This window comes from Salegentibacter salinarum (genome assembly GCF_900168115.1).
In the GTDB taxonomy this organism is placed as follows: domain Bacteria; phylum Bacteroidota; class Bacteroidia; order Flavobacteriales; family Flavobacteriaceae; genus Salegentibacter; species Salegentibacter salinarum.
On sequence record NZ_FUZC01000012.1, the window covers coordinates 81,986 to 100,301 of the forward strand.

At 36.6% G+C, this 18,316-nt stretch carries 8 protein-coding genes; 2 read left to right on the plus strand and 6 right to left on the minus strand.

Annotated features, from left to right (window positions below; genetic code table 11):
* Nucleotides 1-1,022 precede the first annotated feature (1,022 nt).
* Both B5X53_RS19220 and mobB read left to right on the plus strand, forming a co-directional pair.
* Nucleotides 1,023-1,547 (plus strand): BfmA/BtgA family mobilization protein, encoded by a 525-nt coding sequence (locus tag B5X53_RS19220; protein ID WP_079713906.1) that lies wholly within the window; start codon nt 1,023-1,025, stop codon nt 1,545-1,547.
* Nucleotides 1,547-2,572, plus strand: a complete 1,026-nt coding sequence (gene mobB, locus B5X53_RS14270; RefSeq protein WP_079713907.1) for a MobB family relaxase — start codon at nt 1,547-1,549, stop codon at nt 2,570-2,572. The genes B5X53_RS19220 and mobB overlap by 1 nt, the downstream gene beginning before the upstream one ends.
* A gap of 866 nt (nt 2,573-3,438) precedes the next feature.
* Here the strand turns inward: mobB and B5X53_RS14280 are convergent.
* The 6 genes from B5X53_RS14280 to B5X53_RS14310 form a co-directional block, all read right to left on the minus strand.
* Nucleotides 3,439-4,371, minus strand: coding sequence for a hypothetical protein (locus B5X53_RS14280; protein WP_079713909.1), 933 nt, complete (start codon nt 4,369-4,371; stop codon nt 3,439-3,441).
* Between the two features lie 801 nt (nt 4,372-5,172).
* Complete coding sequence (locus tag B5X53_RS14290) at nt 5,173-7,464, minus strand: GH92 family glycosyl hydrolase (RefSeq protein ID WP_079713911.1); 2,292 nt, start codon at nt 7,462-7,464, stop codon at nt 5,173-5,175.
* Between the two features lie 220 nt (nt 7,465-7,684).
* Nucleotides 7,685-9,910 carry a hypothetical protein gene (locus tag B5X53_RS14295; RefSeq protein ID WP_079713912.1) on the minus strand — a complete coding sequence of 742 codons (2,226 nt, stop codon included), beginning with the start codon at nt 9,908-9,910 and terminating at the stop codon, nt 7,685-7,687.
* A 453-nt stretch (nt 9,911-10,363) separates the two neighbouring features.
* Nucleotides 10,364-12,178, minus strand: coding sequence for a discoidin domain-containing protein (locus B5X53_RS14300; RefSeq protein ID WP_079713913.1), 1,815 nt, complete (start codon nt 12,176-12,178; stop codon nt 10,364-10,366).
* 157 nt (nt 12,179-12,335) lie between these two features.
* Complete coding sequence (locus B5X53_RS14305; RefSeq protein WP_079713914.1) at nt 12,336-14,129, minus strand: RagB/SusD family nutrient uptake outer membrane protein; 1,794 nt, start codon at nt 14,127-14,129, stop codon at nt 12,336-12,338.
* Nucleotides 14,130-14,170: 41 nt separating this feature from the next.
* Nucleotides 14,171-17,326 carry a SusC/RagA family TonB-linked outer membrane protein gene (locus B5X53_RS14310; RefSeq protein WP_101023026.1) on the minus strand — a complete coding sequence of 1,052 codons (3,156 nt, stop codon included), beginning with the start codon at nt 17,324-17,326 and terminating at the stop codon, nt 14,171-14,173.
* Nucleotides 17,327-18,316: the final 990 nt, after the last annotated feature.

Below are 18,316 nucleotides of genomic sequence, written 5' to 3' on the forward strand. Positions count from 1 at the left end.
TATCTTTTTTATCATAAATATCCAAGGCTAACCCGATGAAAAATCAGTACACTACATTACAGATCGAAATTTTCAGATGAAGTCCGCCAAATTGCATTTTAGAACATAGTCCTTCTTTCCCAACAAACTAGTGGTATTTCCTAAACCACATTTAAACTTTGTCCTAATCCCCCTCCCCCTTTTTAAGATGCAAATAACAACATCCTTTCCTGGACAGCGGCATAAAGCCGATTCGGCTTTGCCTACTCTTTTTATACGCTTTACCAGGCCAGGATATTGTAAAATAAATGCATCGAAAAAAGGTAATGTGACGGCGCTATAGGAAGTAAATCTAAAAGGAAGCGGTAGACTCAGTTCAAAATCTTGAAAAAGCTTCGATCGAGTCTGGTGGTAAAATTCAAAATAAAAAGGAAAATGGTCTGGATATAATAAGAAAATCATTTAAAAAATAAATTCAATGACGGAGTTAAGTTGTCCAAAATTGGATATGATTTATTTCAAGTCAACGGTGGAAATTTTTGAATGGTTTTTAGTCTCCGTATTGAAAAATCTGCGTTCTGGAAATTATTGATTTGGAACAATTCTCGGTTTTCATATCAAATTAAACCAATTAGCACCAGTTTAAATGAATATTTCATTTTCAAAAACACCCCAGAAATGGTATTTTAAAGTGTTGATTTTCTGATTGATATTATTACAGAAATTCCACAGTTTTGACTTTCGCCGATTAAAAAAATGATCCGAAAAGGAATAGGATTTTTCCTGATTCCTTTTTAAAAAAAGCAGTTGGTGCAAACCAACATGTATGAAAAATTTTGTCCCGCCTGCGGGACGAAATCGAATAGCAAGAGGGTAACACGCAGAGCGGTGTTATTCGATTTCTTTTTTAGTCAAACCCTGAGTTTATAAGGGATTCTAAAATTAAAATTTTAAAAAATATCCACCCTACTGGATATGCCCCACTGGAAAAGGCTGAAAAATAAGGTTAGCGGTAGCCAGTAAATATTGAAATAGTATCCATTATGGCGAAATCAAGACTACAATTAAAAGCAAGTACGGCAAAGCGGTTCCGGGAGTTTTCTAAGAAAAACAATGGCAACCAGTCGGAAACCTTAGACCTGGTCCTGGACTTTTTTGAGCAAAATAACCTCTCTCCTTTTGAAACTTTAGTGCCCTCAAAAGTGAGCCTGGAACAACTGATTAAAAAAAGGATCGATGCCGTGATCGCCATCCTTAAAAATATTGAGAAGACCCAGACCAAACCGAGCTTGTTAATGCTGGAGTTACTGATGGAAGGGCGATCGGTTCCAAAACTTCAAGTGGCCAAAAAAGAAAAGGGTTCTGTTTCGGATAAAAAAAGCCAAGCACAATTGGAATTGGAAATTTCCAGGCTTCAGGAGGAATTGAAAACTAACAAAAGAGATCTGGAGTACCTCATTCAAAATGTGGAAATAAAGAGTAGCGCCTTTGGCCCAGATTATCTAAAGCTCAATATTCCCCGGTCTGAGTTGGCGCATTATAAAATAGTTATTAAGCAAAAGAACTAATGTATATCAGTATCTCTCCTCAGAAAACCGGTGCCGCTTTTTCCAAAAGTGCAGGGGATTTTGTGAGCTATCTGGAAAAAGAAAACGAGGGAAAAAGCCCGATGGAAAAGGAATATTTCTTTAATCAGTATGATGATAATATAAAACCTTACGAAGTGATTAAAGGAATTGATGACAATACTGCAAAATTAAAAACCAAAGAACCCAAATATTACTCGATCACTATGAGCCCAAGCCAGTACGAATTAAAACACATTCGTAATAATCCTGAAAAGCTAAAGGCTTTTGTTCGGGAAGCGATGAAAGAATATGCCGGCTCCTTCAATCGTGAGATAAACGGCAGGCCTGTGGGTGTTGACGACATTAAATATTACGCCAAAGTTGAATATGAGCGAACTTATAAAAGTAACGATGTAGCTATTCGTGAAAACAAACCCTACAGCAAGCAGATCGCCCACTTGAAAAATGAACTTCGGAAGGTGCAACGTGGGGAAATTTATGGAAACACCCGGCAAATTGAAAATGAAATTCAAAAGCTGGTCAGGGATGCTCCTTATAAAATTCGAGGACAGGTGATGGAATCTGGAATGAAAAAAGAAGGGCTGCAAAGCCATATTCATATCATCGTTAGCAGAAAAGATGCTTCTAATACCTACAGCCTTTCCCCTGGCAGTAAATACAAAGCTTCAGAAGTGAACATGCACGGTAAAGTTGTAATGAGGGGATTTGAGCGGGATCGTTTCTTTCAGAATTCCGAAAAGGCTTTTGACAAAATGTTTCGATACAACCGAAATTATGTAGAGAGCTATGCTGCTAAAAAGATGCTGAGTAAGGATCCAAAACAATATTTTTTAGGCTTAAGAAACCTGGGGATCAATGAGAAAAAGATTGCCTTTAAAATGATCCGACAAGCGGGCTTGCAATTACCCATATTAAACCTGCCTACTAGTAAAGTAGGCTTCGCCTATAAACAATTAAAAAAAGTCATCGAAGCCGGAATTAAATCAAGTTCTATCGGTTACTAAATTTACCTGTTATGCTATCAAATATTTTTTTTTGGAGCAAGATCTGGAATTGAATTGTCCCAAAAGATATGAGGAAGCAAAAGCCATATAAAAACCTAAGAACATAGAAGACATGAGCGAAGTCAATTACATTAGTCACTTAAACGGAGTATTGCGGAAATTCGCTGAGGATGACAAGATCTCGTGCTCACACCGCAGTTTATACCTGGTCTTTTTTGAATTATGGAACCACAAGCGTTTTCCTATAACAATTATGCTTAACAGTAGGGAGGTGATGGCACTAGCTAAAATACGTTCCAGGACAACCTACCACAAATTACTTCGGGACCTAACAAACTGGGGATATCTTAAATACCATCCCTCCACTAGTCCGCAAATGGGATCCCTCGTGGAGATGTTCAGATTTGATACACATCCTGTTCAAAAAATGAACAGGACTTATCCAGTTTCTGAACAGGTACCTGTCCAAAAATTGGTATCTTTTAAACCTCCAGGAGATAAAAGCATTTATTTTAATAATTTGCATTATTCTTGCTGTCAATTTTTATTTTCAATTAGAAAGAATTGTCTGATTGAGTTTGATTACAGGCTCTTGTTGACTGCACTTGTTGAAAAAATTGGTTTATACGTATTTATCCTACTGATTTAAAAAATATTATTTTTATTTTCTTTTCTCGTCCAAATACCCATCGGCAGATTCAAGAAGATCAAAAGAAAAGGCATTTTTTATTATTTTTTAGCAAAGCTGAAAAACAATTTTGCTTTGCTAAAATATTTCAAAGCGATGCTTTGAAACTTCTATATTACCAGAATTTCAGTTTGACATTTAAAGTGATAGAGTATGAAAACTTTCGGATGATAGTTAATCAATAAGTAACATCTTCAAAATCAGATTGAGCCTTTTTGAATTGTGTTTCCCACTCGTCTGTCCATCCAAAGGCTTTTTCAGCCTGTGCTTGTAAATTGGTTTTCGCTGCCCCACTCCAAAAATGAATAAACTCACCCATATTCATTCTTCTGGCAAAAGCTTTATCATTGTCTTTTTTAGGAAAATGCTCATACAACAAGTCATAGAAACTTTTCAAAACCTCAGACTCCCCATAATTAGAGTAAATTGGAAAAAACCAATCTTTAAACCATTGTGTATTTTCCTGGGGGAAATCATCATAGGTCCCCATCATATCATCATAAGTTTGTTGAGCAAACTCTTCATCTCCCACTCCTTTATAAACATCGTAGATAAATATTTCTGCCCATTTACTATCTTTCCAAATTTCCCAGGCTGGATTTTCTTTAACCCCATTAGTAGCACCTTCTACAATGTGACCAATCTCATGAATTACCATACTTAAACCTGCTTCCGGTTTTCTTTCTTTCCAATCATAAGGCCCACAATCTACGACATTCCTATAGTCGTGACTTTCATCCATATAAACTGAAGGATGGCCGCCGGAGTATTTTCCGGTATGAAAAATAGCGTAAAGCCTGGGATCATCTCCAAAATCTCCATAAACATTTTTAACATAAACCCAAACCTTGTCCAAATACTCTTTAGGCCAAGTAATTGTAGTGTCTACATCTTCGTCGTAATAAACTGCCAGATCATCAGTGTAATGTATTCGGGTGAGCAATTGCTCATGATCAAACCAATGTTCCTGCCAGGTCTCAGGTGGAGTATCATTATTTGCCTCTACCGTATTTTTTTCTTGATTTACCGTTTTGGAACTATTTCCTGAATTACAAGAGGAAAAAAGTCCTATTGTGATAGCTAGTACAAATAAAATTAGTTTGATTTTCATAGTTTAAATTTGAGGGTTTTTCCTATACACTTTCTATAATTATAAAGACTTTCACCCGTCTTTTCTTTCCTTATATTTACTTTATAAGTAGCTTTTCTCCTGATTTTATCTAAGATTACTACAAAACCATTATTCCAAGCTAAAAAATGAGCAGTGATCCTGTAGATATTTTTATAATATTGTTTCGCTGAATATTCTGGCAAAGACCCAGTCCCTTCATTAGCAAATGTTAACTTAAAGCGAACGTAATCGGCGATTCCTTCGGTAAACACCCTAAGCTACTATTGAAAGGGTATAAATGGATAATATGCAAAGATTCGTGGGTAACAACATCTATATCGTTTGGTTTATTCTTTAACCAACCAGAGGTACTTCGGGCTGCATCATTGGTAAAAATTAGTGTTTTACCAATCTTTTAAAAGTTTCAAACTGTTGTGCATTTGCTGAAAAGCTCAAGGAACTTAAAAGTATTAAACACCAGGTCATTTTCACGTTCTTTAAATTCATTCAAATAGTTATTATAATTTTAAAAAAGTGGAGGCGTATTTAAACAGGCTAATCAAAAATTTAAAATGAAAAACATAATTTTTTCTTTTCGCCTCCACTACTAATTTAAAAGTAAAATACTTACCTCACCAATATACTAAAACGATTTAGTTTAAAAAAATATTAACGAATTCCTTTAAAATTTTAACATATTTATTATTATCCTTAAATTCTAATTTCTCTATGAACCCAACACTAATACTTCAAGCAGCTCCTTTCTAGTATTATTAAGATATGGATATTGACAAATTAGATTCAATCTTCACTTTTACTTAAAGAAAACGGTCTGGATTCTTCTGAAATACCCCTATTTTTATTAGGGCTATCGTCCATTTGAAATTCTAATCTCCCTCCATTAAAAATTTGATCGTAAGTAAGAAAGTTCTTTCCAAATTCCTCCCCATTTAAAGAAGCCGATTGGATATAGACATTTTCTTTATTGTTATTCTTAGCCCTAATTACAAAGGATTCCCCATTCTCCAAATTGATGGTGGATTTTTCAAAAATAGGGCTACCAATCACATACTCGTAAGTTCCGGGAGCTACACTATAAAAGCCAAGTGCACTAAGCACATACCAGGAAGAAGTTTGCCCCTGGTCTTCATCGCCGGGATAACCATTCTCTGTATAACTATACAAGTTTTCCATAACTTCCCTAGCCTTCTGTTGTGCCTTCCAGGGTTGGCCGGCATAATTATAAAGATAAATCATATGCTGAATTGGCTGATTTCCGTGGGCATATTGGCCCATATCGGCCATTTGCATTTCGGTCATTTCGTGAATTTTTCCGCCGTAGGTCCCCACATTTACTTTATTGGAAACATTGAAAACCGAATCCATTTTAGCCGTAAAGCGTTCATCCCCTCCCATTAAATCAATAAGTCCTTTCGGGTCCTGAAAAACTGACCACAGGTAATGCCACGCATTTCCTTCCGTAAAAGGGCCGCCCCATTCATAAGGATCAAAATTTTCTACCCATTCTCCATTTTTCTTTCTTCCACGCATAAAACCGGTTTTTTTATCAAAAACATTTTTATAGTTATACATATGGCGGGAAAATATTTCTTCATAGAATTCGTTTCCTGAATCTTTCGCCAGTTTATAGGCACAAAAATCATCATATGCATATTCTAAAGTTTTTGCAGTACCTTCTCTTACCTCTGGATAAGGAACATAACCCAGGGTAAAATATTCTTTCCAACCTTCACGACCATTCGCAGGTCCCCACGGACCTTTATTGGTTGCCTCATGGAAATAGGCATCAAGCGCTTTATCTGGGTCAAAAGTTCTGAGTCCTTTTGCCCAGGCATCGGCAAGAAGAGAAATGGCGTGATTCCCAACCATACTTCCAGCTTCACTGGGGAAAGACCAGGAAGGAAGCCAGCCACATTGTTCATAAGCATCTAACAAAGCAGCCACATAACGGCCGTGCATCTTGGGCGAAAGAATGGCGTTTAAAGGAAATTGACCGCGGAAAGTATCCCAAAAACCAGTATCGGTATACATATATCCTTCATGAATTTTTCCATCATAAGGACTGTAATAATAAGGTTCTCCCTTCTCATTTATTTCGTAAAACTTTCTGGAAAATAAGCTCGCTCTAAAAAAACAGGAATAAAAGGTTTTAAACTGTTCTTCTGTGCCGCCTTCTACCTCTATCTTTCCTAATTGTTTATTCCATATTTCACCTGCATTTTTCTTTGTTTGCTCAAGGTTTCTATCTTTACCCAACTCATTTTCCAGGGTAACCTGAGCCTGTTCTTTACTAATGTAGGAAGATGCTACCTTAGCCTGAACTATTATCCCTCTTTTAAATTCCAGATACGCTCCTATTCCTTTACCTTCCCGAGTAGTCTCTCCTTCCCATTTCTTTCCATTTTTATTTTCCCAGGTTCCGTAGGCTTTAAAAGGTTTATCAAACTGAATTACAAAATAATTTCTAAAATTATCAAAACGTTGCATTCCACGACCATTTCTAACATATCCGGTAATTCTTCGATTCTTTTTATCAATTTCCACTCCGCTTAATCCAGTATATCCATCTAAAACTAGATAAGAGGATTTCTCCTTTGGAAAATCAAAACGAAGGTGAGCCCCGCGTTCGGTGGGTGCGATTTCAGTTTTTATTCCGTTCTCCAGCTTTACCATATAATAATTGGGTTTGGCAGTTTCATTATCGTGGCTAAATTTAGTAGAACGTTCATCTTCCATTAATTTTAATTCTCCAACAACCGGCATTAAGGAAAATACAGCATAGTCATTAGACCAGGAGCTACACTGATGCGCCTGTTGAAAACCTCGTATTTCATCTTTAAAATATTGATATTTCCAGCCATCACCATTTACCCCGGTTTGCGGGGTCCAGGTGTTCATCCCAAATGGCAGGGCTGTAGTGGGATAAGTATTACCACGGGTAAGTTCAAATTTTGAATTCGTTCCCTGCAAAGTATTCACATATTCTACAAGCTCCTTTGCTGGATTGATATTCTGTGCAGGAAGACTAAACGAAATTAAAATAAGGCTTATTAAAAATAGATTTTTGTTCATTTTGGGTAGGGATATTAATTTAATTAATAGGAGCTTCTATAACTCCTGAATCTGTTTCCATTGTGGTTAACAAGAAAAATGTAACAACAAAGAAGATTAAAAATAGGAGGGAACTAATCCAAAACCTTTTATTCTTTAGCACCAGACCGGTTACTACCAGGAGAGCTAACAGTATTATTATTAAAATCAGGACCATGAAAATTGTGATTCTTGAGTACAGCTACCAGGAAATATTAACTTTCACACCATCTGGGGCATTCTCAAACTTCAGGTATTGTGTAGAAGAATTTTCATCCCATTCCGATTCTGGTTGATTTATATCTTCGCCTTCGGAATCTACTAATTGAATATTTTTAGGTTCTTGGGGAAGCAAAATCCGCATACTATTGACAGTGTTTTTTGGACTTTTGCAGATAAAACTGTACCTATTATCGTTATTTTCTTCTTCATAAACCCGGGAAGCTGAAGCCAAAACCTGAGGTTTTAATTGCTCTACCACTTTATTTATATTAAACAGCAAGGCTTGCTGTCCCGGTTTAATAGTTTTATTATAGATCACAGGTAATTCAGGATCAAATAGATCAATATATGTACCTTCTACTTCAAAATTATCCCTACTAATACTTTCATCCATTACCGCAACAATTTCGTAATTTCCCCGCTTTAAGTGAAGGTTATTCTTAAGTTCCAGTTTTCCTGCGAAAGCATCCTTTTCATAGGCATGTTTAACTACATCAAGGTAAGTAACATCAGAATTTGATTCCAATACAAATTCTTTAGGATTTTGTGTAATAAAATGTACCACTCCATCACCAACATTATACATATTTTCCTCCGCGCTTTTTTCTATTTCCAACTCTTCTAATAAATGCTGAGAGGGTTTTTCGAAACTATAATTACCGGAATTCCACCATTCCCTAACAGTTTGGTAAGGATCATCGTCCCGGCCGGCATAGACCAGAACCCCTCCGCTTTTTACCCAATTAGAAATTCTTTCATGTACCTCAGGACCTTCGGGTTTCATATTGGAATAACTCATCACGAGCACCTTTATATTTTCTAAAGTTGCATCAAAAGATAAATTCTCCATATGTACTGTTTCTACTGGAATTCCTCGTTTTAACAAGGGAAGGGTTTGTCCGTAAAAATTGGAGAATTTAGGATCTTCAAAACCATCGTGGGTGGGAAAACGCTGGAACATTAATGAATTTCCCATTAAAACGCCTATTCCATGGCTACCGCTCACTTGATTTTCAGATTCTGGCATATGATTTAAAGCATTTATCATTACCTGCATTTGAGTCGCATATTTTTCGGGTATTAAAACCTCTTCATCACTTCCTTCTACACTGTAGGGCCTTGTGTATATTCTTTCAGGCCAAGGCATAACTTCATAATTAGCTACCATTGGATATAAAAGTTTAGCGACAAAAGTTGCCTGGTAATTTTTCTTATAATCATCCCAGCTTTTTTTACGATCTTCAATGGGATCCGTCAAAAAGAACAATTTACGGTTGGTTGGGGCCGTCATAGAAACCATTGAACCATATTCCAGAAAAGCATTCTCAAAAGTTCGTTCTTTCTCCTCTCCATTAAAATAAGTAGGCTCTCTTGAAGTTCCTGTCCAAACCTGTGCAATATACCCATCGATTCCGGGGAGGGCAGCTAAACTTGCTTCAGGACTTACAATTTGCCAGGAAGAATAGTTGACCAGGGAATGGGTAGGCACATATACTTTAATATCCATCCCTTTTTCTTTTCCATATTTTTTGGCATAAGAAGAAACTTTATCTACAGCTTCATAATATAATTGATATTTAAGCTTGTTGGAAAGCCAGGTATTTTCCGGAGATTCGTGTTGAGGTTTCCATTCTTCATCATAATAGTCCTCCCAGGCTTTTTTAAAAGCACTACTGTAGCCTGCACGGGCCCAAAACTCAGGTTCTTCAAGGTATAGCGAAGATATTCCTGCATCTATAACTCTTTCAATTACCTCCTCTTTCATATATTCAATAAAGGGCTCGGTAGGAACAATATATGGCACATTATGACCGTGCCAGATGGTATCACCGTTTTTCTGAACCTGACCTTCACCAAGGTGATTTTCGCCATCCCATTCCCCCAGAAAATATTCCTGGTAAGAACCCCAGGCAATACCAGTCATAAAATGAGTATTGTAACCTCTCTCCCGCCAGGATTCTACCCTGTCTTCAAAAGTTATTTCCTGCTCCCCGTCTGTGGGATTTCCATGCACACCATAAACTATGGCCACATCTGCCCGAACATCAATTTCGGGCATCCATTCACTGCTGGTTTGAAAGGCTGTTTTTGCTTTTGAGTTTTCGTATTTTTTATCTTCTGAAGGTTTTCCCCCTTCTTTTTCGTAGCAACTAAAAAAAGTAACGCAAACTAAGCTTAGCAAAAGATAGATTTTCAGATTATTCATATTATTTTTGCTTTATTTATTTAAATTCATTTTACGGGGAAAGACTTAATGTCTTGGAACCAAATTGTGGCATTGATAGGCTAATTAAAACAGTTTGGCTTTACCAATTTATTAATATGCCTAAAGTTGTTTGAACGTATCTCTTCCTTTAATTTAGCTCATTTTGAGACTGGCATTAAAAAATAAAACATAATTATTAGCCTACAAACTACACTGTTATAGTTGTTGAAGTTTCGACGTTTCAAGTAGTATTATTGGAACCGGTTTGGCGGTTTATTCCAAGCGAGAGTGTAGTAATATACTAGGTATTATCATAGGTTAATTTAAATTCTGAATTCATTCTCTGTAAAATGTACTCATAATTGACTAATTCCATTTAGTGATCGAAAAATAAAAAACAACTATTCCGGGTGTATAGACCACCCGAAATAGATGCATTAAATAAGCTTTATTTTATTCTATACCCAGAATGCGCCATTCACTTAGTTGCATGGCACCACCACTACTAATTGCAGTCACATGGAAGCGATAGTATTTATAGGCAGTTTCATTATCTACCAAAAATTCTTTAGTCTGGTTTCGCTCACTAAATGTCTGCTCCTCCCGAGTATCTAGAACAACCCATGATTCTCCATTGTTAGATCCAAGAATCTCCCAATTTTTGGGATCTCTTTCTGGAGAATCATTCCCAGAAGTTAGGGTATATTTAGTAATTATTTTAGCCTCCGGTAATTCCTGTTGTGCATAAAACTCGGAAGTATACCCACCTAAAAAGAATTTGGTGTTCACATCATTATCTATCAGTTTTAATGAGCCTTCAGGACCGTCAGGGCCTGAGCCATTTTCCTGATTTACCGAAAGTATTGCATTTTCAGTAAAATCTTTAGGACCAAAGTCTAATAGCTGTAAATTAAGCAGTCTCCATTCACTTACCTGAATCAAGCTACTGCCATTATTGTCAAGAACATTTATTCTGTAATACAGGTAAGCATTGGAATTGTCAAAATTATATTCACGTGTTTGGTTACGCTCTGTCCAAGATTGATCCGTTCGAGTATCAATTACTTCCCAGGTAATTCCGTCATTAGACCCAAGCAGTTCCCAGCTTTTCATATCCCTGTCCGGAGCATCGTTTCCAGAAGTAATTGTATATTTATTAGCTACTTTAGCGTCAGTAAAATTCTGTTGCATCCAGAAATCCTGAGGAAATCCTCCTGTTAAGAATTTACTATTCACATCGTTATCAATAAGTTTTAAAGATCCTTCGTTGGCTTCTGCTCCTCCATCATTATCCTTACTTACACTTACTGTAGCTTCTGAGGTTAAATCTATAAGCTCTGAAGCTGGTTCAAAAGGATAATTCAAATTAGGAAATTCTGCCCTTGCTTGTAGCAGTTCATCATTATATCCATCGTTCCATTCAAAGGCAGCTTCTGCCATAGGTAAGAGATCCTCTCCTGTAGCAGCACTCCAAAAATGAATAAATTCACCCATATTCATATCCTTGGAGTATTCGCTTCCATCTATAGGATAGTTTTGAGAAAGTACTTCAAAAAAGTTACTTACAGTATTAGCTCCATTATAAGTCTCATAAATAGGAAGAAACCAGTCCTTAAACCACTGGGTACCAGGATTAGGAAAATCATCAACATCATTCAAATATTCCTGTTTTACTCTACTAGCCTCGTTATCCATGCCTAATTTTCTATACAGGTCAAATATAAATATTTGGGAAAACTTATCCTTCCAAACAGCCTTGGCAGGAGATTTAAAAACACCATTAGCCGACATCTGAACAACATCTGCCATTAAGCGCAGAGGCTCATCTAATACCGCTCCAGTTGAATCTGCAGGAACTGTAAAATCAATAAGGCTATGGGAATCTTGCTGATCAAAAACAGTGGTATAAATACCTTCACTTGACTCTCCATGTCCCACAACATAAAGTGCGCTTTCATTTCCAAAATCGCCATAAATATCAGTAACTTCATTCCAAGCGGAACTAAAGAAATTAAATGGCCAGGTAATGGAACGATCTACAACAGTGTCATAATATACCCCTACATAATCATCAAAATACTGTCTCCTAACCGCGTGATCATGGCTCTGATAATTTTCTACAAAGCCACGAGGAGGTGCTCCTGGTGGATCATTATTAACCTCAGCATCAGGCAAGCCTTCAATCGCCGAAGTAGATTCTGGTGTACAAGAATAGATCAATCCTGACATAATTGTAATCACCAATATTTTAAAAGTATGTTTTTTCATAATCTTGATGTGTTTAAAAATGATTAACCAACCAATGGCTTTTTTTAAAAATTAAAATAGTTAAGAAGTTTCTGGCTTATAAAGTTTCACTCCAAGGTGATGATTAAAGCACTTGCTTTTACAAAAGAGTATTAATCAAACCTAATTCTATGCTAAACTACCACCCTGGATTTTGAATCAGTTTTGGATTTGCATTTATCTCGTCTTGGGGAATTGGCCATAGATAATCTTGTGGACGAAAAACCCTTTTTTCAAAAACAACCGTATTATAAAATTCTTGCTCATCTCTGGCATTAACGTCTTTTCCGTGCATATCTCCACCAAAGGCGTCCTCAGCAATTTTCCAACGGCGTGCATCAAAATAACGAACATTCTCAACAAAAAGTTCAATACGTCTTTCTTTATGAATTGCTTCTCTTACAGCATCTTGTCCTGAGGGCGCGGGAAGGTCAACATCTCCATATTCAGGTATTCCAGCTCGCTCACGAATAAGATTAACATACTTCAGAATATCTGGATTTCCAGGATCGTATTCGTTTAAAGCCTCAGCATAATCTAAATAAATTTCTGCCAGACGCATATATGGAAGACTCCTAGCGCCATAATCTTCGGCAGCTTTTTTACGAACAATATACCCTGTTGGTGGGTAATCATTAGTTCCAGCTTGAATGCCTGAATTCCCACTATACCAGGTTGTTGTAACAATGTCACCAAAATTTCGATTTAACCAAAGTCGATTATTGTAGGTTACACCTGCATAAAAGCGGGGCTCCCTATTGGTCCAAGGATTAAAGGTTGTTCTTGGTGCGAAATCGTCAGGCGCTTGAAAATCAGAAAATCCGCTATCTCGGTAACCTGATTGAGGATCGTCTATAGATCTACCACTATTGGTAAAAAATGCGTCTACCATTTCTTGAGTAACACTAAGTCCTCCAGCACCAGTGGGTGAATTACCAGCCACTCCAATATGTAAAGGTGTTACATCATATTGATATGAATTATTCCCTCTAGGTATTGCATAAATAATTTCAACATTAAAATCTTCTAATGTGCTATTTTTAACTGAGAGGAATGGATTTAAACTTCCATCATTATTAAATTCCTTATAAAGCTCAAACGAACTAGGTACAAATTTATCGATAAATGCTTTTGCAGCATCAGCTGCCTTTTTCCATTTTTGTTGATCATAGCTTTGAGGTACTAAGTTATTCCCCTCTGAATCTATTAAATCTGAATAATCAGAATTACCATTATAAAGTGGACTTGCAGCAAAAAGCAATGTTTTTTCTTTAATAGCCATCGCAAAAGGTGTACTCATACGCCCCGCATTTTGGCCATCAAAATTCACTCCATCTAGAGCTTCAGCTCCTTTATCTAACTCTGATACTATATAGTTAGTTACAGCATCTATACTATTTCTTTCTAAGCCCAACTCATCTAAATTGGCATTAGTTGGAACAACTGTTTCCGGCATTAGAAGAATAGGTCCCCAGCTACGCATTAAATTGTAATAATAAAACGCTCGTAAAATACGTGCTTCAGCTGCGTATTGTTCTTTTATATCTGCAGAGCAGTTTTGACATTGATCAATACTGTTAATCAAGGTAGTAGATGCTCGTATCCCTCTATAAAAATTTGACCATAGATTACTCACATTTTGAGTAGTTGCATTCCAATCGGCAATGTTTAAATTATTACCCATATGGAAACCCCATACGTATTCAGCTTCATCTGAAGCTCCAGTCCATGGACCTGAATTCGCACTAGTAGTATACCGTTGACTAAACTCATTCGGAAATCGTGAATAAATATTAGCCAAATACCCCCTCACAGTATTTTGTTTAGAAAAAGTCTCATCGAAAGTTAAACGATCATCGGGAACCTGATCCAGATAATCATCGCTGCAGGAGAGCATCATTAAGCCACAACATAAAATTATTATTTTTTTCATCCTATTATATTTATAAATTAAAAAATTAGTCTACCAAAAGTTTAAAATTGTATGGTTCCGCCTAAAGCAATTACAGATATATTGGGATAACGACTACCGTTACTTGTATTCAACTCAGGATCCCAAAGATCAAAATCCGTTATCGTAAATACATTTGTAGCTCGGAGGTAAACCCTAAAGTTATTAACACCCACATATTTGGTCAGCGTTTCAGGAAGATTATAGCCCAATTCTGCAGATTTTAATCTGAAAAATGCAATGTCTCGCAACCAATAAGTACTCAACTGCGTATTGTTACCCTGCCCAATTGCTGATTGTCCATAAGATAATCTGGGAGTGGTCGCATTGGGATCATTATTTTCGGGTGTCCATCGGTCATTTACTATAGCATATGTACTACCTTCCCCACCATCACCGGTAAATGGCTGTACTCCATAACCTCCTATATAACGATCTGCAAACTCTTGCCCCTGAAAAAACATACTGAGATCAAAACCTTTAAATTGACCTGTAATTCCAGCACCGTAGGTTAAAGCAGGAACATCTCCATCACCGATAACCTTACGATCGAAGGCATCTATTTGACCATCTTCATTAAGATCTACGTATTTAATATCACCAGGTTGTATTTGACCGTATTGCGTAGGAAAACCATCTTCGGTTGTAATAAAACCGTCTCCATTTATATCGTCTTCAAGAGTAAAAAGTCCATCAGCAACCAAGCCTCTGTTAGCGAGCAAACCATAACCTTTATCATTTAACCAAGGATGAGGTTGCCTAGGTTGACCGCTCTGTATAATTTCATTTCTATTATAAGAAAATGTACCTCTAAAACCTAAGCGAAATTCTTGACCTATTGTAGTATTATAGTTAATTGTACCATCAAAACCTTTATTATTCACAACCCCAATATTTGCTGAAGGGTCAGAATTTAATCCTATATAGTTAGGAATATCTCTACGGTTTAAGAATGCACCTGTGGTATGTTCTTTAAAAAAGTCAACAATCACTCTAAGATCGTTATTGAAAGCATTAAATTCAATTCCTAAATCCTGTTTACGAGAAGTAGCCCAGGTAACGTCAGCACCATAGAAAGTTTCTTGAATTCCTCCAATACCTCCAGGATTTTCACCATAAGAATAACCAGGTTGACCCTCTTCTACCCTACTTAAAAAAGCAAAACGACCAGCTCCAGAATCAGAACCTACTTCACCATCAGAATACCGTATCTTAAAATAATTAATAGTATTTGAGATTGGCTCAAAGAATTTTTCATTAGAGAGTACCCAACCAACAGCAAAAGACGGAAAGAAACCATATCGATTTTCTGGAGCAAATTTCTCAGAACCGTTATAACCGGCATTCACTTCCATAAAGTAACGTTCGTCATAAGAATAAGTAGCTCGGCCGGCCAAACCTTGATTTCTATACGGAATAGCATCGGTAAAATTACCAGCGAAATTATCTGAGAAATCTGATCGATTTGCCAAAAGCAAGCCACTCACATTGTGTTTTCCAAATTCACGATCGTAATTAAGAGAAGCTTGAAGATAAGTTCTCTTATTACCACCATTTGATCTATCATATCCCAAAAAGTTTTGACCGGTAAAAGTTTCGTTCAACAGCAATGAGCCATCTTCGTTATAAGGGAAATTAGAATCTACAAAAAACGTGCTTTCTCGTTTGCCTCGGTTTATATCTTGTTCGTTATAGGTATCAAACCCAAACAAACCATGAAAAGACAAGCCCTTAACAATAGAACCCAATTCTTGGGTAATATCAAGGTTTGTATTAAGTTTATTACGGGTTAAAGATCGATAACCTCTTAAAGCAACCTCAGCATAAGGGTTACGCAAACCTCCGTTAACACTTCTACCAGGAACATAGCCTCCCGGATAAATTTTAGGATATACTACAGGGTTTGCCTCTAAAGCCGTTCCAAATATCGCATCTACACCACTAGAAGGATAATCTCCTTCAGAAAGGTATCCCTGGATCCCAACATTGACCTGTGTAGTCTTAGTAATATCCAGAGTCAAGTTTGAGGTGAAATTATAACGTTTAAAGCGAGTATCTGAATCGTAGTTTTCAAGTCCATCGGTTACAAAAAGACCGGTTTCATCATAATACCCCATTGATACATAATATCGAGCTCTTTCAGCCCCACCACTAACATTGAGTAAGGCTTTTCTATTTCGCCCAAAATCTCTAAATACTTCGTCCAGCCAATTTACATTAGGATATAACAAAGGGTCTTCGCCACTGGCCGTTCTGTCGATATAGTCTTGCGAATAGAGGGGAACCTGACCTCTGGTGGTTCTGGCTTCATTAGCTAAATTCATATACTCAATACCGCTAGTGAGCTCAGGCACTTGTGTGAAATAAGTAATACCCTCAAAATAATCAAGACTTATTTCTGGCTTTCCTATTTCACCTCTTTTCGTTTGAATAAGGATAACTCCATTCGCCCCACGAACACCGTAGACCGCTGTCGCCGAAGCATCTTTTAGTACGGTAAAGGAGTCAATATCTCGAGGATCGATATTATCTAAGGAACGTTCTATACCATCTACGAGAACAAGTGGTCCTGAACCTCCAAAAGTAGAAATACCACGTATCCAAAGATCTGCCCCATCAAAACCAGGCAGTCCTGATCGTTGCACCCCTGTAAGACCAGCAACACGTCCTGCCAACTGAGTTCCTAAATTAGCGACAGGCAATTCGAGCTCCTCGGCCTTCACCGTAGATTGCGCCCCCACTACACTTATTTTCTTTTGCTTTCCATATCCAACTAGTACCACCTGATCTAAAGCTTGAGGATCATTTTCAAGCGCTACATTTATAGTAGTCTCCCCCTCCACAGCTCTTTCCAATGTCTGCATTCCCACATAAGAAAATATTAAAACAGCATTTTGAGGTGCAACATCAATTGAGTAATTCCCATCAAAATCAGTCATCACCCCGTTAGTAGTACTTTTTTCAAGCACATTTACTCCCGGTAGAGGCAGCCCCATATTATCTGTTACCGAACCGGTAACCGTAATTGTATTGTCTTCCTGTTGCTGAAAAGCCAGAGCATCCAAATCACTACCAATGTAGAAAATTAAAGTAAAGACAAGAAGTTGAGTAAACTTTTTTGTTGTGACTCCAGTCTTACATTTAATTAATGTAAGATCCCATATCATTTGTATTTTCATTCCATGTTAATTTTTTAGGTTAGTATTAACAGTAATTATTATTTCGACAAATTACTAAAACGATTTAGTTTAGAAAAATAATTTTTAACTAAAATTTACAATAGATCAATTTTTAACAATTTATACCAGAACAAACTGACTATTTTTGAAAATAATGTGCTTTTAAAAACATAAAACAAGTTCCTAGGTGTAAAATTTGATAGTCAAGTTGTAAAAGGCAATCCTTAGATTTGTGTTAAATATTATTAACATTATTTCATAATTTTTCAATTTCGGTCGTAGGCGAAAATATAACTGAAACTGACGGATGTTAATTTTATCTTGTGCCGGTCATTCGAAAATTAGCGGACCTGCACATTTCCATCCAAATGTGGAAATTCATCTTTTGTGATCTCCTAGATCACTTTGGAGCAGATAATTGAACCGAAAATAGCATCAAAGAAATGGGAAGAAATTTATTTTGGTGATTTTTTAGTTCAATAAAACTTTCTTATTTGCAGCCGATTCATTTTTTATTGTAAATCAAATTTTGCAATAGCTTCTTAATTATCTGGAAGTCGTTCCTAAATTTGGATATGCTTCTCATTAAGAACACTTAAGTTTGTATTTATACTTAATTAATGAGGGGCAGCAGTAGTGGCTGCATCTTTATTATCTATATCATAATACATCACGTTCTGAAACAAAGCTTTCAAAAAAATACTGTGTTTAACTACATCGCATAAAGCCACAATATTCTGAGCTAAAATATTAATAAGACTTACACTGCCCAATCCACTAACCCAATGCCGGCAATACTTAAAGTATTGTTTGGTACAGTGTAACCCAATTGTCCGAAGACGTGTCAGCACAATGGTTATTCAAGCAGATGATTTTAATATTCAATGAGCTTTCAATTGCAAAACTCCAATTATTTTAAACCGTTTTAATTATTAAGAATTTAAAAAATAATGTTTTAAAGTTTTCAGAATGATTTAAGAAGTTAGATAG